The following is a 24883-nucleotide window of genomic DNA, read 5'->3' on the forward strand; positions in this document are numbered from 1 at the left end:
CTGCTGGCGCGCCAGCAGATCCATCGGCACATCCTGATGAGAGAGGCTCCAGCCGTAAGTGGCCAGCTGCAGCAGGCAGATCAGCGCAAAGCCCAGCCGCAGCAAGGAGGGGAGCGGATTAAACATCATGATCGCCCTCCCAGCCGCGGTTGATGCGGGCCAGCAGCACCCGCGCCACCGTGTTGCCAATAAAGACCAGCAGGGTACAGAAGAGCACGATTCCCATCAGCAGGGGGATATCGCCCCGCAGCCCTGCATCCACGGTGGCCTGACCGAGCCCCGGATAGGAGAAGACCTTTTCTGCCAAGAGCGATCCGCCAATCAACTCACCCAGCGAGGCAAACTGCAGGCAGAGTGCCGGGGTCAGGGCATGGCGCAGCACGTGAAAGCGCAGCATGGGCCAGCCGCCATCCCCCTGGGCGCGGGCATAGCGAATAAAGTCGCTCGCCAGCACCTCGGCTACCCGCGCCCGGGTGTGCAGGGCGATATTGCCAAGCCCCAGCAGGGCTAGGGTTGTGACCGGCAGCAACAGATGACGCAACCGCATGGCCCAATCCGCCTCATCGGCAGCGAGCCCCGGCGTCCAGGCGCAGCAGACCGGAAGCCAAGGCCAGTGCACCGCAAACAGGGCGAGCAGCAACAGGCCGACCCAGAAGGTGGGAAGGGAGGCAAGCAGGTAGGCAAAGCGGCAAATCAGGCGATCGGGCCAGTGATTGAGATAGCGACCGGCGCAGAGGCCCAGCAAAATCCCGAAACAGCCGGAGAGCAGCCAGGCGCCCGCCAGCAACAGGAAAGAGGCAGCAAAGCGCTGGCCTATGACTTCCCCCACAGGCGCGTTATAGAGCATGGAGTAGCCGAGATCCCCCTGCAGCACCTGGCTAAACCAGTGCCAGTAACGCAGCCAGAGCGGCTGATCCAGCCCCCAGCGGGCGGCGATGCGGGCGTACTGCTCGGGTGGTACATGGAGCAGATCGTTGCCGATATAGGCCTTGATGGGATCGATGGGGGAGTAGCTCAGCAGCACAAAGGTGGCGACCGAGACCAGACATAACAGCCCTGCCAGACGCAGCAGGGCTTTTAGCAACAGATAACCTGCATGACTCAAGGGCGAACTTACCGGCACGTCCACCGCCAATCCTGCAGGTTGTTGAGCAGTGACCAGCTACCGTGGATTTCCGGCGCCCCCTTGCCAAGGTCGATACAGCGATTGGCCAGATAGGTGTGCTGCACGTTGAGCAGCCAGGCCCAGGCCGCATCTCCCTGCACTCCGGCGCCGGTTTTGCCATCCCACTCCACCTGCTGCCAGAACGGCACGGCCGCCTGCCAGTTCGGGGCATCCAGCGCTTGCTTGAGGTGGCTATCCACCACCGGATTGCTGTAATAACCCGGGTTGTAGAACTCCACGCCACCGGAGCCGCTCTGGTAGTGGTGATAGAGCTCCATGGGATCCAGACTCCCCCACCCCATCAGCACCGGATTGGCGTGCATCTCCCGCTCCACCTGCTCCCAGCTGCCGGACTTGAGGCTCACCTCAAGACCGATGGGCCCCAGCATGGCGCGCACCGCTTCCGCCAGATCCCGGCGGGTGCTGTCACCGCTGGTGTACCAGAGGGTAAAGGCGGCGCGCAGGGAGCCCTTGTGGCGAATGCCGTCACTGCCTATCTTCCAACCCGCCTCGTCGAGCAGGGCGTTGGCGTGGGTGGCATCCCCATCCTTGAAGGCGGTGGCTTTATTCAGCCAGGGCAGGCCTTCCACCGCGCTGTAGGCGGGGATGGCGTGCCCTTCCAGCAGTTGATCGGCCAGCAGCTTGCGGTCGATGGCGTAGTTGATGGCGCGGCGCACCGCCACGTCCGAGGTCACGTCGTTGCCGATGGGATACCCCTTGGCATCCTTGCCGCCCGCTGGCGGAATGGGGAAGACGATGCCGCGGTTTTCCACGCTCGGTCGCACCCACAGCTTGAGGGAAGCAGGCACGGTTGGCGCCAGTGACGGGGCAATGCGCACCAAGTCGAGCTGGTTGCTCTGGGCGGCGGCATAGGCGCTCTCCTCGTCGATAAAGACAAACACCAGCCGTTTGAAATCATTGTTGCCGCCGGCGTAATGGGGGTTGGCCTCCACCACCAGCTGCTGACCGGGCAGGAAGCTCACCAGCCGGTAGGGGCCGGCACCGACCGGATGGCGGGCGTAAGCTTTTGCGTCGTAATCCTGCTTCGACACTATCCCCAAAGATCCCAGCACGTTGACGAAGGTGCTCTGGGGAGCGCTAAGAGTGATGGCAACCTCGGTGGACGAGAGCACCTTGGCCGAGACAAAGTTGCCCATGTCGATCTTGCCGCCACCCTTGGCTGCGCTGTTGTAGGTAAAGGCCACATCCTCCGCGGTAAGCGGCGCGCCGTTGGAGAATGTCAGGTTCGGCTTGAGGCGGATAAGCCACCCCTTGCCATCCTGGTTCGGAGTCACCGATTGGGTGAGCACATTCTGCCAGCTGAGATCGGCGTTTTGTTTGAGCAGCGGACTGTGCAGCAGCAGGTAGCTGCCGTGGCTCCAGCCAAGCAGAGGGTCAAACCCTTCGGTGGGCTCACTGCCGATGGCGAGCTTGAGTTCGGCGGGGACGGGCTGGGCCGCCAGCGCCATGGTAGAAAAACCGCCCGATAGCAGGGCCAGCAGGAGGGTGGCAACCACAGGGGCGCCATAAAGGCGAACCTGACTGCGGGGATGACGGGGGATGATCATAAGACTCCTTATCCATCTGAACCACCCGACACAGGGGCGCCGGGCGATACATCGAACGAGGGGGCCGACAGGGGCCCCGAACTATGGCGGATGCGCCCTGGGGCCTAGGACTCGGTGGCGCCGAGTCCCAGGCCGCGACGGGCACCGAACAGGCGGCGCCGGCTCAAGTTCACGCCGCCCTCCCCCTGCTGCACCGGAAGCGAAAGCAACATCTTGAGGGTACTGCTCACCAGCGCACGCCCCTCGTCGGCCCCCAGATGCGGGTCGATGGGGGACATGAGCGAGCAAGCCAGCAACTGCCCCGTCTCGGGCAATTCACCCACCATAAAGGTCATGTTGCCGCAGGGGAGCTGCAGGGCGAGCCGCTCGCTGCTGCTGCGCACCGGCCAGAGTTGATCCGGCCCCGGCAGCACCACCACGCTCAGCATCCAGGGGGTGAGCACGCAGCCGAGCCACTGCCCTTCAAACAGGGTGCACTCCGCCACGATGGGCATGGCCGGGTGATAGAAGGGCAGGACCTGCATCTCTTGCTGCGCGATCCGCTCATACTGGGCTACCAGCAGAGGCGCGGGATTCGCGGCAAAACCGGCGAACTCCTGCGCCGTCTCCGGTAATATTTCCGGCACTCTCTCAACCTCGTTCACAATGGATTGCGCCATGTGCCCTCCCGCGCTTGTTCAGCTTTCTCCTGCTCAGAGAGCGGGATGGCTGGGGCACCGACACTGGCCAGCAGGGTCAGGATCCGATCCGTCGCCTCCCCCAGCGCAGTCGCCACCACAGGGGTGAGGCCGATGCGCGGTTCGAGGGATGCGGGCTCGACCCCGATCAGGGTGAGCCGCCTGGGGGATTCCCCCGTCATGTGCAGCGCCGAGAGCACGTCCGCCAGCCCCAGCTGATGGGGGGAGATCTTACGACCGAACAGGGTCGGGATCGCTTCATCTTTCAGAGTCACCACTGTACCCGGTGGATTGCCGCTGCGCACCGCGTCCGCCAGTATGATGTGGTCGCGACTGGCCATGGCTTCCAGCAGCTCCATGCCGGCGGTGCCGCCATCGAGCAGCTCGATGCCGGGGGCGAAGCGGTAGTCGCGCTCCAGCCCCTCGACGATCCGCACGCCCACCGCCTCGTCACTCAACAGCAGGTTGCCCACGCCCAGGATCAGGGTGTTCATCACAGCACCTTCACCTGAGTTGTTTCACCACTCTGGGTATCCACCACGTGCACCGCGCAGGACATGCAGGGATCGAACGAGTGGATAGTGCGCACTACTTCCAGCGGCTTGGCGGGGTCGGCCACCGGGGTGCCCACCAGGGATTGCTCGTAGGGGCCGGGCTCGTCGTTGAAGTTGCGCGGGCCCGAGTTCCAGGTCGATGGCACCACCGCCTGATAGTTGGCGATCTTGCCGCCCTTGATGACTACCCAGTGGGAGAGCATGCCCCGCGGCGCCTCTTCAAAGCCCACCCCGCGAAACTCCTTGTCCGCCGGGATCTCGGTCTTGATGTAGGCGCTGACATCCCCCTTGCCGATGTTGTCCACCAGCGCCTTCCACTGATGGGACAAGGTGTCTTTGAGCACGCAGCAGCGTACCGCCCGGCCGATGATGCGGCCCAGGGTGGAGTGCAGCTGTTCGGTCTTGACCGCTGAACCGGTGAGTGTCTTGTAGAGACCGTTCAGCTGATCGAAATGCGCCACCGTCTCCGGGTGCTTGGCGGCGAGCTTGACCAGCAAGTCGGCAAGCGGCCCCACCTCCACCACCTTGCCGTAGAAGGTGGGGGATTTGACCCAGGAGTACTTGCCGTCATCCTGCCAGCCGGTGTAGTTGGGCTCGCTCTTGCCCTCCCAGGGCTTGAGGGGGGCGTCATCCTTGTACCAGGCGTGCTTGTTGCTCTCGGCGATGCCGTCCATCAACCAGGCATCCTGATGGCTCTCGATGGGACGATAGCCGGCCAGATCGCCGTTCTCGATGTAGCCACCCGGCATCAGGAAGCTGCCGCCGTCACCGTCGGTGGGCAGCTCCGGCACGCTCAGGTAGTGCTTGGCCCCCTGCCCCAGGTTCAGCCACTCGGGGTAGTGGGCGGCTATGATGGCGGCATCCACCTTGTAGACCTGCTCGATGAACTCGCCGAGCCGGTCGATAAAGCTCTTCACATAGAGCAACCGCTCCAGGTTAAGCACGCTCGGTGCATCCAGGTTGATGGGGTTGGCCACCCCGCCCACCGCCAGGTTCTGGATGTGGGGCGTCTTGCCGCCGAGGATGGCGACGATGCGGTTGGCATCGCGCTGGCACTCCAGCGCCTGTAGGTAGTGCGCCACGGCGATGAGGTTCACCTCCGGGCTCAGTTTCATCGCCTTGTGGCCCCAATAGCCGTTGGCAAAGATGCCGAGCTGGCCGCTCGCCACCAGGGCGCGGATCTTCTCCTGCACCTTGGTCAGCTCGTCGACGCTGTTGAGGGACCAAGTCGATACCCCCTTGAGCATGTCCGCCGCTTTTTGCGGATTGGCCTCAAGGGCCGCGGTGATGTCCACCCAGTCCAGCGCGGAGAGCTGATAGAAGTGGACGATGTGATCGTGGATGTTATGGGCCGCGATGATGAGGTTGCGGATGTACTGGGCGTTGACCGGCACCTTGGCGCCGATGGCGTTCTCCACCGCCCGCACCGAGGCGATGGCGTGAATGGAGGTACATACCCCGCAGATGCGCTGCACTATCATCCAGGCATCGCGCGGATCATTGCCCTTGACGATCTCCTCCATCCCGCGCCACATGGTGCCGGACGACCAGGCCTTGGTGACGACGCCGCCTTCGATTTCACAGTCGATACGCAGGTGACCCTCGATGCGGGTGATGGGGTCTATGGTGATACGTTGGCTCATACGTTGGCTTTCCCTCGGGCCTGATAATCTTGGTGAACACGTTCAAGTGATGGCAGTACCGGCAAGAGCCGGATCAGCAGCAAATAGGCACACACCTCGATGGCGACGAAGCCCAAGGAGATCAGCACTTCCGCCGCGGAGGGGAAGTAGTGGTAGCCATTGCCGGGGTTGAAGGCGAGCAGGGAGTAGTCCAGTCGCCAGAGGGCGGCGCCCAGCAGCATGCTGAGAGCTCCCAGGAACAACATGCGCGAATCGCGGCGGCTCTTGTCCCAGTGGAACACCAGCAGCGGGAAGATCATCAGCGCGATCTCGCTCCAGAACATCAAGGCATAGCGATTCCACTGGGAGAGGTACTCCGACTTGTCGTTGATGACGATCTCGGCAAAGCGCAGCGCCACGAACAGGATCAGGAAGATGTCGATCACCTGGGTCAGCTTGTAGAAGAGCGATTTCTCGTTGGGGCCGCGCCCCGCCAGCCCCGCCTGCACCAGGGAGCCTTCAAACACCACGATGGAGAAGCCCATGATGAAGGCGGTGAGCAAGGAGAAAACCGGCAGCAGTTCATAGCTTTGCCAGAGCGGATGGATCTTCTCACCCGCCACTATCATCAAGGAGCCCATGGAGGATTGGTGCATGGTGGGCAGCAGGGCCCCCAGCGCCAGGATGAAGAACATGATCTTGTTGAGCCGCGCCATGGAGGCCTTCCAGCCGAACTTCTCCAAGAGCACGGGGGCAAACTCCAGCGCCATCACCCCGATGTAGATGGTCATGCAGACCGCCGTCTCGAACAGCACCGAAGAGGTGTTGAAGTGACCGGGCAGGTAGAAATAGGGCAGGTTCCAGTAACGCCCCACGTCGATGGTGATGGAGAGGCCCCCCAGCGAGTAGCCAAACAGACTCGCCAGCAGGGCCGGCCTTACCAGGGGGTGATACTCGCCCCGGTTGAAGACATAGACCGCCCAGGCCAGCGCCCAGCCGCCGCAGGCGAAACCGGTGCCAATCAAAAGGTCAAAGGAGATCCAGAGCCCCCAGGGATAACCCCCGTTCAGATCGGTGACCGAGCCCAGCCCGAAGATGAGGCGTTTGAGGATCAGCATGCCGCACAGGATGACGAACGGCGCCAGCACCATGACCGGCCAGCTGACCAGCCTGCCCCCCAGCGGATGTGCCTTGTGATTACTCATGATCCTTGCCTCCCGATTGCTTGTCATGGCCCGCGTGCGAGTCATGATCGTCGCCATCCTGATGGTCCTTGGTGTTGCGGCGAATGAGCACCGAGAGCCCGGTCAGCACCACCAGCGGCAGCACCATCCCCTTGTAGAGGGTGTGCTGGATGTGCTCGGAGCGCGCCCCGGAGGAGAGCTCCGGCAAGTCAGGCATGTCGAGCTTGGTGTAGGGCACCCCGGCCAGCACCAGCACCTGGGTACCGCCCCCCTCCTTCTCGCCATAGACGTAAGGCTGGTAGTTGGGCACCTCATGCAGGTAGGGATCGTTGGCGCTGAAGGTCTGGCGCGGGTAGGCATATTCGCTGCCCGGGGTGGCCAGCAGCCGGCGCTTGGCCTCGGCCATCAGCGCCTCGCGGGTGCCGAAGATGACGGCGCCGGTGGGGCACACCTCGACACAGCCGGGCAATTTGCCCTGATCGATGCGCTCAAGCCCCTTCTGGTTGCAGAGCTCGCACTTGTGGATCGCCCCGAACGGGTTGTCGTAGTCATATTTGGGCACGTCGAACGGGCAGCCCACCATGCAGTAGCGGCAGCCGGTGCAGACGTCCGGGTCGTAATGGACGATGCCGGTCTTGGGATCCTTGGTCAGCGCCTGCACCGGGCAGACGGAGACGCAGTTGGGATCGACACAGTGCATGCACTGCTTCTTGATGTAGGCATAGCCATCCACCAGCTGATCCTTGTGCTCACCCGTGCCGCTCTTCCACACCTGAATGATGTTGTTGGTGTAGGGGCTCAGCTTGTCGTTGTTGGACCAGGTTGCTTCCCCGGCCGGATTGGCCGGGTTGCCGTTGAGGCGCTGACACTCCGCCACGCAGGCCTGGCAGCCGATGCAGAGGGTGGAGTCGTAGAGCATGCCGAGCGCACCGGGAATGGGCGGCTTGTTCTCGGCCGCTGCCAGGGCAGTGCCGGAAACGGTGGTGCCCGCCGCCAGCGCACCGACGGAGGCGAATTTGAGGAAGTTGCGTCTGTTCACGGTCACTCCTCCCGTGAGGTGTGCTGCCCGGCTTCATGGCGCTTCTGCTGGCGACCGAGCTCGCGCACCGTCATCAGGCTCACCCCGACCAGCACCCCGAGCGCACCACCGATAAGCCCGGTGGCGGTGGGCGACATGTGCCCCCCCTCCTGAATGGCCACGTCGGGCTTGTTCACCCGCGGGGTGGGATTCTCCACCTTGGCGAGCTGGAAGATCCCCTTGCTGAACCCCACTCCCTGCTCGTTGCAGCCGTAGCAGGGATGGCCTATGCCCACCGGCCAGATGCCGCCGCCCACGTCGCAGAACTCCAGGGTCGAGCAGTTGCCGTAGGTCTCCGGCCCCTTGCAGCCCAGGTGGTAGAGACACCAACCCTGACGGTGACCCTCGTCGCCAAACTCCTTGGCAAAACGCCCCGCGTCGAAGTGCGGGCGGCGCTCGCAGTTTTCGTGGATGAGCCGCTCATAGGCAAACAGCGGCCGCTTCTTGGCATCGAGCGCCGGCAGCTTGCCGTAGGTGATGTAGTAGGCGACCGTGGTGAGGAAGTTGTGGGGGTTGGGCGGACAGCCCGGGATATTGATAATCGGCGTGCCGAGGTTGCCGAGGGCCTCTTCCAGGCTGACGGCGCCGGTCGGGTTGCCGCCGCTGGCGGGCACCCCGCCCCAGGCGGCGCAGGAGCCGATGGCGATGACGGCGGCCGCGTCACTGGCGGCGCGGCGAATATGGTCGACGATGGGTTCACCGGCCACCATGCAGTAGATGCCGCCATCCTTGAGCGGGATGGAACCATCCACCACCAGCACATATTTGCCCTTGTAGCGCTCCATGGCATTGTGCTTGTTCTCTTCGGCCTGATGACCGAAGGCCGCCGAGAGCACCTCGTGGTACTCCAGCGAAATGGTGTTGAGGATCAGGTTCTCGATGGTGGGATGAGTGGCGCGCAGCAGCGATTCGGTACAACCGGTACACTCCTGCGCCCCAATCCAGATCACCGGTGGCCGCTCGGGGCTGGTGAGCGCGGTGGCCATCTTGGCGACGGCGTTTTGGCTTAATCCAAGGGTTGCGGCCATCCCGGCGCACAATTTCATAAAGTCACGGCGATTAATTCCATGAGCCGATAAAAAAGTATCCTCGACCATTCTTCTTATTCCCGTCAGTGAGCATTGTTTGACAAATGCTTAATTGCGGGAATGCTATGCCTCCCCCTCCCCCTTTATGTTGATCTCCATCAAGTTGAACCCTATTAATGCCTCTGTCGAACTGGAGAATGAAATTAAAAAAGCTATATACCACATGCATTTATTATTTGCCGAGCCCCAAAAACACCCACAAAGAGGTATTTCAAGAAAAACCTAATTAACACCATATAAATTACGTCTTTGTTTTCGACATGAAATTATAAAAATGAAAGCATTGTCACAGAATTTATTTTTCGGCCCTGTTATTTCAGCATTTCATCTTCATCAATAGGTGTTGCAGCGTACATAGCGCCACCACTCAGTCCTTCATCTCTTGCCAAAACAGAAATAAATTAATCAAGCGCGGTACTTTAATAGCCAAGCTCAAGGACTACAGAAAGTGGCTGAATCACCAGCAGGAACGCTTACCATTTCGCACGAAACCCATCCTCGTTGTACAGACCAGGCTGGCCTCCCAAGCCATGATGACACAAGAAAACACCGGCTGAAGCCGGTGTCAGGTGATAACTAGATCTGTACAGTCAGTCAATAACTCCATGTCATACTGGGTTTATTGAAATATCTATTTGCTTAACGGTTTCTGAGCCGATGAAACGTATTGATTTATTATCATAATAGTAAATTAAATCACCATCTTGTATCGCTGAAGGCTTACCATATACTTTTAGGACGTTAAGCATTTTACTTCCAACAAAAATCCCCCTACTGCTAAACCCTATATCGCTCTTGAGGGTAATCCTAGTTATTCTGTAATCATCAAAATCTCTTTTTATTTTATCATAGTTAAGATTAGATGACTCTATATATATAGGATCAAAATCGTGTTGATAAAACTTATAATCAACCCCATTTATAGTTCTAAATAAATCTATATGTTTATTCCCATTATCTATTTCAGTGAGATTGTCAAACAACCATGCTATATCACTGTAACTATTATCAATATGTATTTCAGTACCATTGAAATCTACAAAGAAATCACCTTCTCTCACATTTAATTTATCTGTCGATATGCTATCTTTGCTGATGCGAGGTGATTTAACCCATCCAGCATGTACTATTCCATTTCTATCTAAATAATTTATATATTGGAAGCCATTATATGATGCATATGATACAGCTTTATCACCATCAATAATGAAAACTTTATTTGATTTACATTTTTCGAGTGGGAAATCATAAAAAAAAGTTCTCCCTTTCGAGGTCACAATGACATCTGAAAGACCATAGTTCACGCCTTCATAGTCAGTATCAACACTCGAAAAACTCATTTTTTCACACTCGGATTGAGCACTGAAAGAAAGTAGTAAAAAAACAAGATAAAATATACTTTTCACCAATCACTCCTCGTAAACAGGAACATCTATGTATAGAACGGCATCTGGAAAAATATCAAATCGTTTCTTCATGTTAGGTATTTGATGTTTGGCCCACAGAACATCGCTAGCGTACTGATGTTCACCTGGTGATGCGGGGTTCCAACGCATTTTATAGAGTGTATTTTGTTTGTATTTAGGATGGTTAACAAAGTTATCAGAGATCCATTTAGCCCCTCCATCTATTGCTTTATCAATAGAATCCCATCCTTTATCAAACGCATACTTTGTGCCTAGTGAAGGCTTATCATCTCTAACATTAATTCCATACATATTATAAACTTTAATTCCGTTAAATTCTTTTCCACGTGCGAACCCTGATGTCCCTCGACCAGTTTCTAGTGATGCATGGGAAACAAGATATACTTCACTGACATTATATTTTTTAGCTGCAGACGTAAAAACAGAACCTTTCCCTTCCAAAACTCCTTGACCAAACAAAAATTTATTTATTTCATCATCTGAAACTTCAGAATACTTAGACAGATCAAGAAATTGATAGATAGAATCTTTAGTTACGTCATCGTCTGGAGTTAGATTCACCAACACTTCATTTCGACTTGCTATCTTATAGTTTCCTACTTTGGGGGCATACTGGGAAGGGATTGCCATTTGTTTATCCAGTGCATACGATAGTGGATACCTATAGTGCGTATAGTTTACTACAAATCGATCTTTTTTCTTTCCATAAATAGCTATGGGGTAAATGTGATAAATATTAGGACCAATCTTTAAACTAGCAGCACTCTGCATCCACTCCAGCTTATCGATACGCTGTTTCTCGTGATCCACCAGCAGGTCAAAATCAGGCAAGCCAATTTTAGCCATCAGTTTTTCCAGCCACAGATAACTGCTGGCCGACGATTTTTCATACCACTCGCTGGGATGCTTGACAATAAGTTTGTGAAGTTGCTCTGCATTGCTGCTATTTTGCAGCGCGGTCTGTATCTCTTCACTGCTAAGTTCACCGCTCTTGTCGGTATCGAAACTGTTTACCAATTCGGTAAAGAAAGTAGGCGGCGCATCTGGGTCCAGATAACCATCTGATCCTGAACCATCGACCTTTTTAAAGCCAATCTTAAGCCAGTCATGCTGGCTCAATAGCTCCACTTGCTCTTTCTTGACATATTTTTCTGACGAAATGCTGACCCACTCCTGCTTGGTGGCATCTTTTTCAAACGTTGGTGATTCAACCAGCGCTTCCAGACTCTTGTCACCGGTTGCCACCCAGAGATCTTTACCATCCTGCTTTTTCTTCTCGTATAAGACGAGTTCCGCAGGGACTTTGGCATAGGTAGCACCACCTCTTGTTCCCGCCTTGTTGGCCAGCACATCATCAAGACGGGGATCCTGGGTGAACACCTCAAGATGAACTTGATGCTTACTCTTTTTGCCTCCAATCAGAGAGCCTGGCGTTTCCACCAAGCCGAGATAGCCTATGGTCTCACCTGCGGCAATGGCCACGGGAGATGGCAACACATAGAGTTCGCCAAGATGGGAGGGAGGAAGCGTATTTGCCTCGATATATTTGTCTTCGACGCATACCCAGGCGACACCACAACTACTTGGCACACTGTCCACACTCGGCGTCACATATTTGCATCTGGCCATCTTGTGCGCCTTGTCACCATCCCAATGGAATTCGAGTTGGTGTGCATCATACTGCAACTTGGTACCGGCAGGCAGAGAAACACTTTTCTTTCCCACCACCGGACGACCTGTAGGCCCATCAACTCCAGGATCCGCACGGCCAACCATATTAGTCAGCAGTTCCGCCTCTATCTGATCGAATAGCCAGGTTGGCACATTAGGCTTGATAAAGGTCACTGCTTCCGGGCTATTGGCGATCCAGACCGAACTCCCTTGACTGACCACAACACCGGCCTTCTCAGCCTCTTTCATCTGGGTATTGGACAGCTGACTCTTGATGATCACCTTGATGAAGTCATACACCTTGCCCCCGACATTCCCCTTTTGGGATGGCACACTGCTGTCCATTTCCAGTTCGGTATCTTTAGGTAGCGTGAAGCGCGGCAAGGCTGCATCAACACGCTGCTGCTCGGCATCGGGATTGGCATGGGGAACGGAATTGCGCGCATTCCACCCCTTCTTCAGTACCAGCTTCTCGGTGCTTTGGTACTGATCCCAAGGCAGCAGATGCATATAGAGCGAGTAGAAGGTGAACTCATTTTTCGCCTTGGTCTCTGCATTCACTTCACAATATTCATGCTGTACCAGGCAGAAACAGTTGGAATAACGCAAGGACTCCCCCTGAAATTCAGAGGTCAGGTAATCCTTCATCATCCGGAAGGCCACCACCTTGCCATCGGCCATGGCTCTGACAGGGTACTTATCCTTGCACCAAGGAGCACTCTTGTCGCTGATATGAATGCCGCCATGCCATTTGTTGTGATTGCCAAGAAGATAGTGACCCGATTGCTCGCCATTGATCAGCGCCGTCAGTGCCTTGACGTCCTTGAACTCTTCCCCTGTGGCAGTGAGGATGGGAAATGCAAACTTCATGCTGTTTCCTTATTCAGAAAAGAGGTAAAACGCACCGGGCTTCTCTTCTTTCAAGAGCGCCTCCATCGCTTTCTCGGTGGGAATGGCTTTGATGAGTTCAACCAGTTCGGGAGCCTTGACCACTTCTACCCCCTTGGGAACCACGGGGGCCTTGCCACCCCAGCCAGAGCCTGAGCCTGCGCTGCCGCCGGCGTTGAGTTTGATGGCGGGGCCCACCAGCTTGATGCCGCTAGGATCCACTTTCACAAAGCTGCCGCCTCCCTTGAGGGTTATTTCAGAACCCGCCTCCAGCACCAGTTTGTCGCCCACCTTGATATGCACTTCCTGACCGGCTTCCACCAGCAGGGATTGCCCCAACTTCTGGTGCAAACTGGCATCCACCGTCAGCGAGTAGTCGGCTTTTATCTGGTCACGCTTCTCGCCCTCCACCGTCAGGTGATCGTTGGCCTTGATGCGGGTCACCCGCTCATTGTCGATATCGGTGTGCTGGTCGTGCTTGATGTGCCAGGCGGCGTCGTTCTCTATCAGCGCGTTCAGGTCTTTCTGACCGTGGATGTAAATCTCTTCCTGCCCCGCCTGGTCTTCAAAGCGCAGTTCGTTGAAACCCTCCCCCTGATGAGTCTCGGTACGCAGCACGGTGCGGGTCTTGTTGGCTGGCAATTCGTAGGGCGGCCGGTTGGTGGCGTGGTAGGTGCGACCGGTGATGATGGGCTGGTCGGGGTCCCCCTCCAGGAACGAGACAATGACCTCGTGGCCGATGCGCGGGATGGTCATCATGCCGTACTGACCCCCGGCCCAGCCCTGAGAGACCCGCACCCAGCAGGAGCTCTGGTCGTTGGAGCTGCCATAGCGGTCCCACGGGAATTGCAGCTTCACCCGGCCGTGCTCGTCGCAGTAAATCTCCTCCCCTTCGGGGCCCACCACCATGGCGATTTGCGGGCCATCCACCATCGGCTTGTGAGGAGCTTCCGGGCTGCCGATGCGAGCCCGCCAGGTGGTGCTGGCTTTCACCACCCCGAATTCGTTGTGGTAGACGGTGGGGCCGCTGCCGCCTTCTTCTTCCAAGGCCTGCGGCTGCAAGCCGGTGTGCTGAATGCGCACGATTTGCCAGTCGGTGTTGAGGCTGCCGTTGGGGTGTTCGGTGAGTGAAAACGTCTGGCCCGGCAGTAAGGCGGCGCAGTTGGACTTAGCCTGGCCCGCCACCGCATCGTTGCGCAGCGCATCCAACCGGTGCTGGGCAAAGGCCTTGCCGCTCGGGTCCGCTTTGTAGCGGCCCGGATAGTCGAAGTGCTGGTAGGTATCGCGCTGATGCGCAAGCTCTGCCCCCACTTTCTTGTGGGAGAGGCCATAGGCCGGCGTCTTGAAGCTGTAGTCCTTGAGCTCCACATCGCTCGGACGCACTGCCTCCCGGTAGTGGAACTGACGGACGTAGGGGCCTTGCTCGAGGGAACGGTTGCCGAGATTGAAGAAGAGCTCGGGGCCGGCAGTCAGGGCCGCCGCATCGTCGGCAAACACGATGCGGTGCTTGCCCGCTTCAAACTCGTGGAAGTAGAACATCCCCTCTTCGGCGGCGAGGCGGTTCACGAAATCGAGGTCACTCTCCCGATACTGAACACAGTATTCCCGCTTGGTGTGCTCATTCTTGAGCGCAAAGGCATAGTCGGTGATGCCATGCTCTTGCAAAAGAATACTGAGGATTTCATCGGGCTTTTGCGACTGGAAGATGCGGGAATTCTGGCGAAGTGACAGCCGCCACAGGGCCGGTTGCACCATGAACTGATAGCGGGTGCGGCGAAAACCGCTGTCACCCTGCGCGAAGTCACTGACCACCCCGCACACCCGACGCTGCAGCTCGCCGTTGTACCACACCAGCAGCTCGCACGGCTGGTCCAGCACGGCGCCAACGTCGATGTCGGGCTGGGCACTCGCCAGCTCCAGGCGCAGGCTGAACGGCCGGTTCAACGCCTCATCCAGCGCAAACTCGGCCACCACGAAGGTGCTCTCGGGCAGGGCCCCCACCTTGACGGTAAATTGTAATCCTGTGCTGTCTGCCATGAAGCGCTCCTTAACCTGCCTGTCCGCTGCCTGAACCAATCACCACGCCGCCGCAGCCGACGGCGGTACCGGTCACGGCGATGGGCTTGCCGTTGACCAGCACAGAGCCGACGCCGCCCGAGATGCTGCGCGGATGAGGTGGATTGTTGGGTTTGTCGTGGGGAGCCAGCGGATCACCCTGCCGGGCCACCGGCTTGCCATCGAGGAACACATCGGGGCTGGCGGCAATCACGGGGGATGGGTGGAAACCATCGTGGTCGGTGCCGATGTCACCGAGCAATGCAATAGAAGGACACATCTGGATTCTCCGTGGGGCAACCATGGTGCAAGCGCAGCCTGGTGCAGAGACAGTTGAAGCGGCGACCCAGCAGCCTCCATGCCATGGCAAAGTCGCCCACAATCACATTAAAAATCAGTTAATTACGATTCAAGATCGCGGCATCAGACCAATCTGCTGCAATCCATTGCGCAAGACAGGGCAAGTTTCCCGGCAAACCTTGCCTTGTCAGTCAAACCCACCACACCTTGCGCAATTTTTTGCTCAGCCCAGCATTTTCAGCTACCAGAAACGCCCTGTTGCAGCTGATAGAGGCGGATGTTGAGCGCTTTCAGATCATTTTCCAGGCTTTTGAGCTCGGCAGCCGTGATGGGCTCCTGGGAGGCTTTTCTCGCCTCCAGTTCACCGAGGCGCAGACTGAACGGGATGTTCTGCATCAGGTTCTTCTGCACTTCGTAGAGCTGGGATTTGAGGTAGGAGATGGTCACCGTCTTGCGCTGGCGCTCCAGCTCCAGCAGCTGATCGAGCAGGGCATCCACCCCGGCGCGGGCATCCAGGTAGGTGGGCACGCTGATGACATCCCCCTGCTGGCCGCCAAGCTGCGCCTGCCACTGCTTGTCCAGCGCCTTGACCGCCAGCGAGTCGGGATAGAGCATCAAGAGCGAGTTGCGCAGCCCCTCGCCGTAGCGATACCAGTAGAGCGGCGACGTCTGCTCGAGCCGGGTCAACTGGTTCTGGTAGCGGGCCACCAGATCGCTCTCCATGTTCTGCAGGGTCTGCTCCCCCAGCACGATGCGCGCCTGACGAATGTCGTCATAGCTGAGGGCTCGGGGCAGCTCGGCGGCCGGCTGCACCAGACGCTGGGCCGCCACGGTTTTCTCCTGCTGATGTTGCTGCCAGCCGAGCCACCCCATCACCGGCAGGGCGCAGCTGAGCAGGCCGCAACCAAACCAGAACCAGGCGGGACGCTGCCTTCGGTGCTGCTCAATCTTCAGCACGGTGGGCTTGACCTGCCCCTTCTCGCGCCCCACCAGAATGCTGCCCTGGGGCAGGTGCGGGGTCGATGCCGAAACCGTGCTGCCGTGATCACTCTCCATGTCTGACTTGAAGAACACCATGGGCGGGATCTGCAGGTCCTCCTTGAGGCCCGGCTCGTCGGAAACGATGACGATCTCGGTCTCATCGAACAGGTGGGTATACCCCTCGATGAAGTGCACCAGATTCTCGACCCGGGGAATGCGGCTCAGATCCGCGTTGTGCAACTTCTCGCTGATGAGCTGCAGCGCCCGCTCGCAGCGATAGATCAGCCGCTTGTCCTCGTGGCTGATCTGATACTGGCGAATGACGTCGCTGATGCGGGCAATGAACCAGTCGAGCATCTCGATGCGGGCCCGCTCCTGATGCACCGGTGGCCAGAAGCTCTCCCACTGGGTGACGATGAGGTTGGCGAGAAACTCGCACCCTTCGGTAAAACCGCTGAGCCCCTGCAGGCGCGAACGGGCCAGGGTGAAGTAGATGGCGGTCTGCAGATCCACCCCGTGTTTTTCGAAGATAAGGCTGGCAAGCTGATGGATCCGCTGCCAGTCCACCTCGGGGCGTGAAGCGTGGCTGAGCTTGTTGATCTCGGCCCGCAGCGCCTCGTACTCCGGCAACATCCTGGGGTCGCGCCCCACTTTCAGGGCCTGCTGACCTTGTTGATTCTGTGACATATGGACTTCCAACGCAGGAAGGGGGCACAACGTGCCCCCGACGCGATCAATAGAGGGATTCGGGCAGTCTGAACTGGCTGAACAGGCCGCCGGTGAAGGGGTTTTGCGCGCTGTCGGTATAGACGCGATAGGTCATGGCCCCCTGATCCACCGGGAAGCGCACATCGAAGGTGGCGTCATTGACCTGGGTCAGCTCCCCCTTGTCCATCAGACGGAACATGGCCCAGGGGCCGACGAAGCCTTCGCTGCGTGGTGAGCGCTCGCGGGCGGCCGGCACCAGGGTGATCTTGCTCTCGGCCCCGTCGCGCATGGTGTTGGGCCACACCAGCGGGATCTTGGTACGACGGCCATGGGCGTATTCCAGCAGCTGGCCATCCAGGTTCAGCACGCTGCGCCGCTTGTTGGCGGTGAGCTCGATGGGCTCGAGGGCGAACTGCACCTCCAAGCTGCCCTGCTGGCTGAAGAAGATCTGACGGATGCGGGCCGCACGGTCCAGCTGCTTGACCAGCTCGGCCTGGATGGGCGAGCTGAACTCCCCTTCCATCAGGCCGCTCTCCACCATGGGTTTGAGGTTGACCTGATAGAAGCTGTCCAGCGTCCCGTTAGGCGCGAAGAAGCGCTCCATCTCGGAGAGGGGCACGTCCTTGTTCGAGCTTGGATCAAACGGATAACGCCCGGCCAGCTGGCTGTTGAAGGGGGTCAGCACCTTGTCCTGCCACTCCTGATTGAGGGAAGACATGGCAAGATCGATCACCAGCCGCGAGCTCTGCTCAGAGAGCTGACCCACCCAGCGATCGAGCGGGGCCGGCAGACTGCGGGCATATTGCTGCAGGGCGAACACAGGATCGGCGTACTTGTTGGTCATGCGCAACTGCACCGCTTTCAAGGCAGACTGGCCCGGCTCGGTGGCGTTGACGATGAGCTCCAGGTAGTGCTGCAGCTCCACCAGCTTCTGGTTGACCTCCTGAATGAGCGGCCCCTGCTCGCCACGTCCAGCCAATACTCCATTCGTGGCCATAAAGGGGCGACCGATGCGGGCGCTGATGGCCTGGGCCGGATCCCCTTCCACATCGGAGATCTTGCGAATGCGGGTGTTGTCATCCAGCGAGGCCAGCACCCGCTGGAACGGCTGATCGTTGCCGGTGATGGCGGCGAGCACGTCCAGCGCCTGCTCCGGGCTCTCCAGGGTCTGCACGTCCAGATTGGTCAGCAGTTTTTGCCACTGGTTGACGTAATCGGTGACGTAACGGTCGTTGACCTGACGGGTGATCTCCTTGCGATCGGCCTCGCTCAGCTGACTCAGCTTGCGCTGGCCCAGCACCCAGGCATCCATCGCGGTGAGATCGATGAGGGCCTTGTCCTGTTTCAGGAAGAAGTCGTTGAAACCGGGCCAGGTCAGCAGCCGGGGCACCTGGCCGGCGTTGTCGCTGCGCAGGGCAAACACGGTGTCAAAGGTGGGGCCCACCTCGTCACGCACGTTGAGATCCGGCGGCAATACCTCGCCCGCCTTCACCACCAGGTTCTGGTAGACCCGCTGATACATGGGCAGCTTGCCGAGTTCGCGCTGGGCACCGTAGACCGGCTCCTTGAACGGCACGAAGGCGGTGATGGCGGCCTGATCCCGCTCGACCCTGGCGCCATACCAGTTAGTGTGATCGAGGGCATAGTCCAGGTGCCCCATCAGTTGCTCCTGCACCGCCCCCTGCCCCGGGAAGGCCTTCTGCCAGCGGCTCGCCATGTACTGCGCCACCAGCTCCTTGTTGCGACCGGACGCATCGTCCAGCATCCGCATCACCCGCAGGATGGCAAGCTTCTCCTCGCTGCCGGCAGGTGCCTGGTTGAGATCCTCAAGCAACCCCTGCATCTGGGCCGGCAGGAAGCGCAGGCTCAACAGTTGCAGGTAGGAACCCTCCACATAAGGACCAATCTCGTCCCCCTGGTAGAGGCCGAGGTCGGCCACCAGCGGCATGCGCTCCCGGTAGTTGCCAAAGGAGAGGGTCGCCTCGCGAATGAGGTTGAGGCGCGGCAGCTGGCTCACCCCGAAGGCGTGGGCATCAGCCACCTCGTTGGTCTCCATGAAAGCCTGGGCCTTGGTCAGTACGTTGCGGCCCGCCTCCTCGTTGACCCGGTAGAAGTAGTGCCAGCCACCGATGAGGGCGGCCGAGAAGAGCGACAGACAGCTGAGGCCGATGGCCATGCGGCGCCGGCGATAGAGGGTGTGCAGCCGGTTTTCGCCGGCCAGATGGGCCTCCGGGAAGATGATGGAGGAGAACAGCTGGCGCACGAAATAGGTGTTGGACTCCCCGCGCAGGGCCGAGTGGATGGGCTCTGGCAGGTTGTAGCGGCGGGAGGCCGCCTGGGCAAACGCATCGAACGGCACTCCTTGCTGATAGACGGAGCTGACATAGACCCCGCGTACCAGCAGCGGCTTGCTCTCCTCGATGGCCAGGGTCTCGGCCAGCAGGCTGGTCACGTAATCCTTGAGGCCCGCCAGCTGGCGCACGAACGAGAACAGCGCGTTGCGCTGGGCAGCATCGAGCCGGCTCAGCATCAGCTCGGGCAGATTCTGGTTGAGGTTGTCCACCCACTGATCCCAGAACAGGGCCAGATCCTGCTGCCAGTCGGCGCCCGGCTTGAAGGTCACCCCCAGCACGGCCTCTCGGGCCTCCTTGTCGAGCTGCTGGTAGATAACGTCAAAGCCGCGCAGCAGATCGAGCTTGGTGAAGGTGACATAGAGCGGCAACCGGGTATTCATGGTGGCCGACACCTCCTGCAGGCGCGAGCGCATCAACTGGGCATAGGCCTTGCGCTCGGCCACGCTGGCGTGGGAGAGCCAGGCCAGATCCACGGTCAACACCAGTCCGTTGAGGGGCTGACGACGACGGTGTTCATTGAGCCAGCCAAGCAGATGCTGCCAGAGCCGCTCATGCTTGCGCGACTGCGGATCCAGTTCGGCTTCGCTCTGGGAGAGCAGCACACCGGCGGGATCCAGCATCACAGCCTGTTCCCCCAACCAGCAATCCACCAGCTGATCCTGCGCCACGTCGCGCAGCTCGGTGTCGAGTCTCGGGTTGAGCTTGTTGGCCGGGTTGGCGCGGTGAATGAGGCTGCTCTTGCCGCTGCCGGGCAGGCCCAGTACCAGATACCAGGGCATGGCGTAGAGCGCACCCTTGCCCAGATGAGTATTCAACGCCTGCAGCCAGCGATCGAGGAACAGCGCCTGCCTGTCGATGAGCCCCTTGACCGGGTCCTGCTCCTGCACCACCTCGTGCTGACGCTCGGCCTTGAGCTGCTGCATCTTGCGCCACACCCGCCAGGAGACCACTCCCAGCAGCAGCCAGAGCCAGAGCAGGGTGAACACCACCCGCCCCCACAGCGGCTCGAACGGCTTGGCGCCGCGCACCTCGAGACGAGGCCCCAGCCACCACACCAGAATGAGAGCCAGCACCCAGAGCACAGCACCGAGCAGGGGCCAGGAGGGTTTCAATTTCGGCAGCTGTTGCCGCAGAAAAGTAAAAATGGTTTTGAACATAAAATGTGATCCAACTCCGACTCAATGACTCATTTCGGCATTCATTTCGACAACGGCGCCGCCAGGCTCTCCAGGCGGTTGACCAGCCCGGGCTCCCAGTGCGACAACCCAAGGCGACTGGCCTCTTGCCACAAGTGTTGATAGTGCTGGCGCGCAAGCGCCTCCATGCCTTCCTGCGCCAACAGCTCCGCCTGCACCAGCAAGGCGTGGAAGCGATCTCTTGGCTCTTTCAACTGCGCAATCCGCTCATCGAGCAGGGCAAGCGCCGCCGCGACCCCCTGCTCGCCGTAGCGCTGGGCTACCTCCTCGGCCAGCCCCGCCTCGCCACTGCCGACACTGCCGCCCTTGGCCGGTTGCAGCCAGCGGCTGCACTCGGGGGAGAGAAACGGCGAGCCGTCGCTAAAAGCGAGCTCCCGCAGGGCCGGCAGGCGCTGCAGAAAAGCGCCGAGCTCCTCGGCGATCGCCTGGGCCACCGCTCCGAAACCGAGCTTCTGGGCCACCTCTGCCGAGAGCCTGTGCCCCTCGAACCAGTAGGGCGCCAGTGTCAGGCTCTGCTCGATGCGTTGCCAGAGCCCCTGATCAGGAGCGTTCATGGCGGCGCGATACTCGTCCACCATGTCCGCCGACATGGGCGCCAGCGGGGTTTTATTGCCCGCCCCACTCATGGGGACCGTCGTGATCCCGGACCAGACGGCGTAACGGCGCAGCCGATAGCCAACCGCGGCATCAGGCTGACGCTCGATGAGGAGCTCAGCCACCTTGAGCTGGGTCTGGCGCCAGGCGCGATCGTTGGAACTGTCGATGTCGACGGCGGCACTGCCGCCACCACCGCTGAGCACCATGGCGCCGGTACCGCTGGCGGTCGATGCCACCGAGGCCGGGGAGCCCGCTGCCGCAGCGCAGCTGCTCTGGGGCTGCCCTGCCGCATTGGCCTCGGCCTGTGCCACCTGCTGGCGATGGGCCCGCTTCAGCCCCATCACCAACGGGTCGAGCAGCTCCCCCTTGTCGGGACACTGGGCCAGCCAGACACGCTCCAGTTGCTCGGCCTGAGCCAGCAACTGGGCCAGCTCGGCCGCCGAAGCGCTCTCACAAATGCGCGGCAGGGCCCCTTCGAAGCGCTTGACGATTTGCACCATCAGTCGCTGCTTCTGGCTGGCATTGCCGGGCCAGGCCAGCAGCCAGTAAGCCTGGATCCAGGCCTCCAGCAGACTGATCGCCGCCCCCAGGGGAGTCGCCTTGGCCGGGTGCTGCAGGCAGCGCAGCAGCTGGGCCAGCACCCGCATGTCCTTGGTGCGGCTCTCCAGCAAGCCGAGGCACGCCTCGGCTACCGCATTGAGATCGACCTGGCTGTGAGCGAGGGATCCCAGCTTGACCAGTTCGGTTTCCACGTAGTCCCAGCGCGGCTCGTCAGCCAGCACCGCACCTCTTATCTGTTCATCCGGCAGGCTGGTGAGCAGGCGTACACACCAGGGGTGTTGATAGCTCATCTTCCCCCCTACCAGCGGCACTGCTGACGCAGCGGTGCCAGCGCCTCTTTCAGGCCGCTCAAATCGACCCGCAAGAGGGCACCGTTGTCGGCCCGCACCTGCAGCTCGCGATGGCCCAGCCAGCGCTTGAGCTCTTCGATGGCGGGCAGACCACGGCCATATTCCAGCAACAGACCCTGATCCCGGATAAACCAGCTCTGGGAGCCGGCACTCGGCTGACCATCCAGCTCGACCTGCACTTTCTCGCCACTCCAGGGCTGATCCAGCCGCAGCCGGATATGGGTGATGCTGTCGACGCAGCCGATGGAGAGCGTCGCCCCGCGCAGTGCCGGGCGGGTCAGGGTTTCACTGCCACGGCCAGCGTCGCTCTGCAGCAGGAAGGGGGCGCTCGCTGGCGTGCGGGCCTGCTCCTGAGCCCAGATGGCCTGCCAGGCCGCCGACTTGGGTGCAGTTCCCTCGGCGACACTGGCCGCGCCATTGCCGATAGCGTCGTAGCAGGCGAGCCGCACCAGCGGTGAGGGTTCCTGCCGGCAGACCTGCCAGCGCGCCATGTCCAGCGGGACCTCGGCCGCACTGGTGGCCAGCAGCAGCGGTAACAAGCCGAGGATGCTCATCAGTTCACCTCCAGTTTCTGGCACTTGTGATCCAGGGTGCGCTTGGGAATGTTGAGGCTCTCGGCCACCAGCATCCGATTGCCCTGGAAGTGGCGCAGCCGCGCCTCGATGACGGAAGCCTCGTACTGCTGCATGGCCCGGCGCAGATCGCGGATGTGGTTGTAATCGTCCATGGTGCTGGGCAACTCGACGCAGACCCGCTCGCGCAGCTCCGGCGGCAGCGCCTCCAGCCCCACCTCCTCCCCGTGACGGGTATGGGCACAGGCCACCTCCAGCAGGTTGCGCAGCTCGCGCACGTTGCCGGGAAAGTCATAGGTCTGCAGCTGTTTCAAGAACTTGCGCTGCAAGCCGGCGAGCGTCTTGCCATCCTGGGCGGCAAACTGGGCCATGAAGTGCTGACAGAGCAGCGGCACGTCATCCATGTGCTCGCGCAGGGGGGCGATCAGCAGCAGGCACTGACAGAGGCGGTGATAGAGGTCCGCCCGAAACTGCCCCTCCTCCACATGACGGGTGAGCGGTTGATGAGTAGCGGCGATGAGGCGAAAATCGGAGTGATACTCCTGCTCGGCCCCAAGCGGCCGGTAACTGCGGGTTTCCAGCACCCGCAGCAGCTTGGCCTGCATGGCGGCGGGCATGTCCCCCACCTCGTCCAGAAACAGGGTGCCGCCGTTGGCCTGAGCCACCAGCCCGGTCTTGTTGGCAAGGGCGCCGGAGAAGGCCCCCTTCTGGTAACCGAACAGCTCGCTCTCGATGAGGTTCTCCGGGATGGCGGCGCAGTTGATGGCCACAAAGGGCTTGTTGGCGCGATCGGAGCACTGGTGCACCAGCCGTGCCACCACCTCCTTGCCGCTGCCGGTCTCCCCCTGGATCAGCACGGTCAGCTTGTGTTGGCCGGCTTGGCTTATCTGCTCGCGCAGCCCGCGGATCACCGCCGACTGGCCGACCAGCTGATCGCCGAGCAGCTTCTCGTGTTGACGCAGCCGCTCCCCCTCCCCCTTTATCTGGCGCAGGGAGTCGCGCAGTACACCCTGATCCCGCCGGCTGCGACCGAGATCGCGAATGAGGGTGAGCTGGTTGCAAAAGACCTGGGAGAGCTGGGCCAGCTCGGGGCCGTCGGCCCAGGCCCGCAGCACTTCCCCTTCATCCATCAGGGCCAGCACGGCAAACGGCTTGCCGTTGCCATCCAGCAGCGGATACGCGTGCAGCCCGCACTGCTGGCCAAGGTTGGCCAGCAGTGCGCGAAAACCGGCGTGCTCGATGCGGGCACCGCCGTAGAGGGAGTCCCAGGTGCGGGACTGGGCCTTGTGCAGCACATAGGCAAGCGGGTGGGAAAAATCGTCCACCGCCAGCCCCAGCGCCACTTCCTTCCCCCTGACCCAGCCTTGGCACTCCAGCTGACGGCCGCTCACATCCAGCATGCCGAGCAGCAGCCCCCTGGGCTGGAAGCTGGCATGAAGGGTCGAGCTCCACCAGTGGCACAGGTGCGGCTCATCGCGCTGGGCGGTGAGGGCCAGGGCAAATGCGAGGGCTTGCTCCATACTCAAGCCCCCACCTCGGCCACGAACTGGTGATCGGCCACGGAAAAGTGGACGCGCTTGATGGGTTCACCGGCCGAAAGGCGTTGCAGCAGTTGCAGGGAGACCGGTGGCAGCAGGGCACCGTCGATGACGGATTCGAGCATGCGGGCGCCGTTCTCGCTGCGATTGGCCCGCAGCAGGATCTCTTCTGCCACCTCGTCGTCCAGCACCACCTCGGCGCCGAAGCGCTCCTTGAGCAGCTTGACCAGCCGGTTGAGCTTGCCGCCCACGATCTGTACTAGCGTATCGTGACCCAGCGGCAAATAGGGGATCACCTCCATGCGCGCCAGCAGAGCCGGCTTGAAGAAGGCGGCGAGCTCCGGATAGAGGGCATCCAGCAGCACGTCGGGCTGCTCGGCATGGTCGACTATGGTCTGGAAACCGAGGTTAGAGGTGAGGAAGAAAACCACGTTCTTGCAGTCGATGATGCGCCCTTCCCCGTCCGCCAGCTCGCCCTTGTCGAACGCCTGATAGAAGAGGTTAAGCACATCCGGGTGCGCTTTTTCCACTTCATCCAGCAGCACCACCGAGTAGGGCTTCTGGCGAATGGCTTCTGTCAGCACGCCCCCCTCGCCGAAACCGACGTAGCCGGGCGGCGAGCCGATCAGGCGGGAGACGGTGTGCTTCTCCTGATACTCGGACATGTTGATGGTGGTCAGGTACTGGCGACCACCGAACATCAGCTCGGCAATCTGCAGCACGGTTTCGGTCTTGCCGACCCCGCTCGG

At 60.2% G+C, this 24883-nt stretch carries 18 protein-coding genes and 1 pseudogene; all 19 read right to left on the reverse strand.

Going from position 1 to position 24883, the window contains the following annotated elements; translation table 11 throughout:
* A pseudogene (locus BN1120_RS21225) lies at positions 1–129 on the reverse strand (ABC transporter permease); the annotation flags it as partial.
* A complete protein-coding gene (locus tag BN1120_RS08805; protein ID WP_042015673.1) occupies positions 119–1129 on the reverse strand; it encodes an ABC transporter permease in 1011 nt (336 codons plus the stop codon). The gene BN1120_RS08805 and the pseudogene BN1120_RS21225, both read right to left, overlap by 11 nt.
* Positions 1114–2733: an ABC transporter substrate-binding protein gene (locus tag BN1120_RS08810; RefSeq protein ID WP_042015674.1), complete on the reverse strand. Its 1620-nt coding sequence runs from the start codon at positions 2731–2733 to the stop codon at positions 1114–1116. The genes BN1120_RS08805 and BN1120_RS08810 overlap by 16 nt, the downstream gene beginning before the upstream one ends.
* A 104-nt stretch (positions 2734–2837) precedes the next feature.
* A complete protein-coding gene (gene hybE, locus BN1120_RS08815; RefSeq protein ID WP_042015675.1) occupies positions 2838–3392 on the reverse strand; it encodes a hydrogenase-2 assembly chaperone in 555 nt (184 codons plus the stop codon).
* A complete protein-coding gene (locus BN1120_RS08820; RefSeq protein WP_042015677.1) occupies positions 3374–3904 on the reverse strand; it encodes a HyaD/HybD family hydrogenase maturation endopeptidase in 531 nt (176 codons plus the stop codon). Before BN1120_RS08820 ends, hybE begins: the two co-directional genes overlap by 19 nt.
* Positions 3904–5607, reverse strand: coding sequence for a hydrogenase 2 large subunit (gene hybC, locus BN1120_RS08825; protein WP_042015678.1), 1704 nt, complete (start codon positions 5605–5607; stop codon positions 3904–3906). The genes BN1120_RS08820 and hybC overlap by 1 nt, the downstream gene beginning before the upstream one ends.
* The gene (gene hybB / locus BN1120_RS08830; RefSeq protein WP_042015679.1) at positions 5604–6791 is read right to left on the reverse strand and encodes a Ni/Fe-hydrogenase cytochrome b subunit; all 1188 of its coding nucleotides are present in this window, start codon (positions 6789–6791) and stop codon (positions 5604–5606) included. Before hybB ends, hybC begins: the two co-directional genes overlap by 4 nt.
* Positions 6784–7809, reverse strand: coding sequence for a hydrogenase 2 operon protein HybA (gene hybA, locus BN1120_RS08835; protein WP_042015680.1), 1026 nt, complete (start codon positions 7807–7809; stop codon positions 6784–6786). The genes hybB and hybA overlap by 8 nt, the downstream gene beginning before the upstream one ends.
* A gap of 2 nt (positions 7810–7811) precedes the next feature.
* Positions 7812–8945, reverse strand: a complete 1134-nt coding sequence (hybO, locus tag BN1120_RS08840) for a hydrogenase 2 small subunit (RefSeq protein WP_042015681.1) — start codon at positions 8943–8945, stop codon at positions 7812–7814.
* 599 nt (positions 8946–9544) lie between these two features.
* Positions 9545–10342 (reverse strand): hypothetical protein, encoded by a 798-nt coding sequence (locus BN1120_RS21230; protein ID WP_145983756.1) that lies wholly within the window; start codon positions 10340–10342, stop codon positions 9545–9547.
* A gap of 3 nt (positions 10343–10345) precedes the next feature.
* Positions 10346–12904 (reverse strand): N-acetylglucosaminidase, encoded by a 2559-nt coding sequence (locus BN1120_RS20425; protein ID WP_052455407.1) that lies wholly within the window; start codon positions 12902–12904, stop codon positions 10346–10348.
* Positions 12905–12913: 9 nt separating this feature from the next.
* Positions 12914–14959 carry a type VI secretion system Vgr family protein gene (locus tag BN1120_RS08850; RefSeq protein ID WP_042015682.1) on the reverse strand — a complete coding sequence of 682 codons (2046 nt, stop codon included), beginning with the start codon at positions 14957–14959 and terminating at the stop codon, positions 12914–12916.
* Between the two features lie 10 nt (positions 14960–14969).
* A complete protein-coding gene (locus tag BN1120_RS08855) occupies positions 14970–15257 on the reverse strand; it encodes a type VI secretion system PAAR protein (protein WP_017411057.1) in 288 nt (95 codons plus the stop codon).
* Positions 15258–15514: 257 nt separating this feature from the next.
* On the reverse strand, positions 15515–16945 hold the full coding sequence (locus tag BN1120_RS08860; protein ID WP_042015684.1) for a VasL domain-containing protein: 1431 nt from the start codon (positions 16943–16945) through the stop codon (positions 15515–15517).
* A gap of 46 nt (positions 16946–16991) precedes the next feature.
* A complete protein-coding gene (gene tssM / locus BN1120_RS08865; protein WP_042015685.1) occupies positions 16992–20477 on the reverse strand; it encodes a type VI secretion system membrane subunit TssM in 3486 nt (1161 codons plus the stop codon).
* 41 nt (positions 20478–20518) lie between these two features.
* Positions 20519–21964, reverse strand: coding sequence for a type VI secretion system protein TssA (gene tssA, locus BN1120_RS08870; protein ID WP_042015756.1), 1446 nt, complete (start codon positions 21962–21964; stop codon positions 20519–20521).
* Positions 21965–21972: 8 nt separating this feature from the next.
* Positions 21973–22578, reverse strand: coding sequence for a type VI secretion system-associated protein VasI (vasI, locus tag BN1120_RS08875; protein WP_042015688.1), 606 nt, complete (start codon positions 22576–22578; stop codon positions 21973–21975).
* Positions 22578–24116, reverse strand: coding sequence for a sigma-54-dependent transcriptional regulator VasH (gene vasH / locus BN1120_RS08880; RefSeq protein ID WP_042015689.1), 1539 nt, complete (start codon positions 24114–24116; stop codon positions 22578–22580). The genes vasI and vasH overlap by 1 nt, the downstream gene beginning before the upstream one ends.
* A 2-nt stretch (positions 24117–24118) precedes the next feature.
* Positions 24119–24883, reverse strand: a 765-nt coding sequence (locus BN1120_RS20695; protein WP_042015690.1) for an AAA family ATPase, incomplete at its 5' end; no start/stop codon positions are given.

This window comes from Aeromonas caviae, from assembly GCF_000819785.1.
GTDB lineage: Bacteria > Pseudomonadota > Gammaproteobacteria > Enterobacterales > Aeromonadaceae > Aeromonas > Aeromonas caviae.

Bases quoted from the DNA above. Each gene is read 5' to 3' on its own strand.
- hybC (WP_042015678.1), bottom strand. From the start codon at position 5,607: ATGAGCCAACGTATCACCATAGACCCCATCACCCGCATCGAGGGTCAC.
- hybO (WP_042015681.1), bottom strand. From the start codon at position 8,945: ATGGTCGAGGATACTTTTTTATCGGCTCATGGAATTAATCGCCGTGAC.
- BN1120_RS08820 (WP_042015677.1), bottom strand. From the start codon at position 3,904: ATGAACACCCTGATCCTGGGCGTGGGCAACCTGCTGTTGAGTGACGAG.
- vasI (WP_042015688.1), bottom strand. From the start codon at position 22,578: ATGAGCATCCTCGGCTTGTTACCGCTGCTGCTGGCCACCAGTGCGGCC.
- hybE (WP_042015675.1), bottom strand. From the start codon at position 3,392: ATGGCGCAATCCATTGTGAACGAGGTTGAGAGAGTGCCGGAAATATTA.
- BN1120_RS08860 (WP_042015684.1), bottom strand. From the start codon at position 16,945: ATGTCACAGAATCAACAAGGTCAGCAGGCCCTGAAAGTGGGGCGCGAC.
- BN1120_RS08850 (WP_042015682.1), bottom strand. From the start codon at position 14,959: ATGGCAGACAGCACAGGATTACAATTTACCGTCAAGGTGGGGGCCCTG.
- BN1120_RS08810 (WP_042015674.1), bottom strand. From the start codon at position 2,733: ATGATCATCCCCCGTCATCCCCGCAGTCAGGTTCGCCTTTATGGCGCC.
- hybB (WP_042015679.1), bottom strand. From the start codon at position 6,791: ATGAGTAATCACAAGGCACATCCGCTGGGGGGCAGGCTGGTCAGCTGG.
- BN1120_RS08855 (WP_017411057.1), bottom strand. From the start codon at position 15,257: ATGTGTCCTTCTATTGCATTGCTCGGTGACATCGGCACCGACCACGAT.
- BN1120_RS20425 (WP_052455407.1), bottom strand. From the start codon at position 12,904: ATGAAGTTTGCATTTCCCATCCTCACTGCCACAGGGGAAGAGTTCAAG.
- tssA (WP_042015756.1), bottom strand. From the start codon at position 21,964: ATGAGCTATCAACACCCCTGGTGTGTACGCCTGCTCACCAGCCTGCCG.
- vasH (WP_042015689.1), bottom strand. From the start codon at position 24,116: ATGGAGCAAGCCCTCGCATTTGCCCTGGCCCTCACCGCCCAGCGCGAT.
- tssM (WP_042015685.1), bottom strand. From the start codon at position 20,477: ATGTTCAAAACCATTTTTACTTTTCTGCGGCAACAGCTGCCGAAATTG.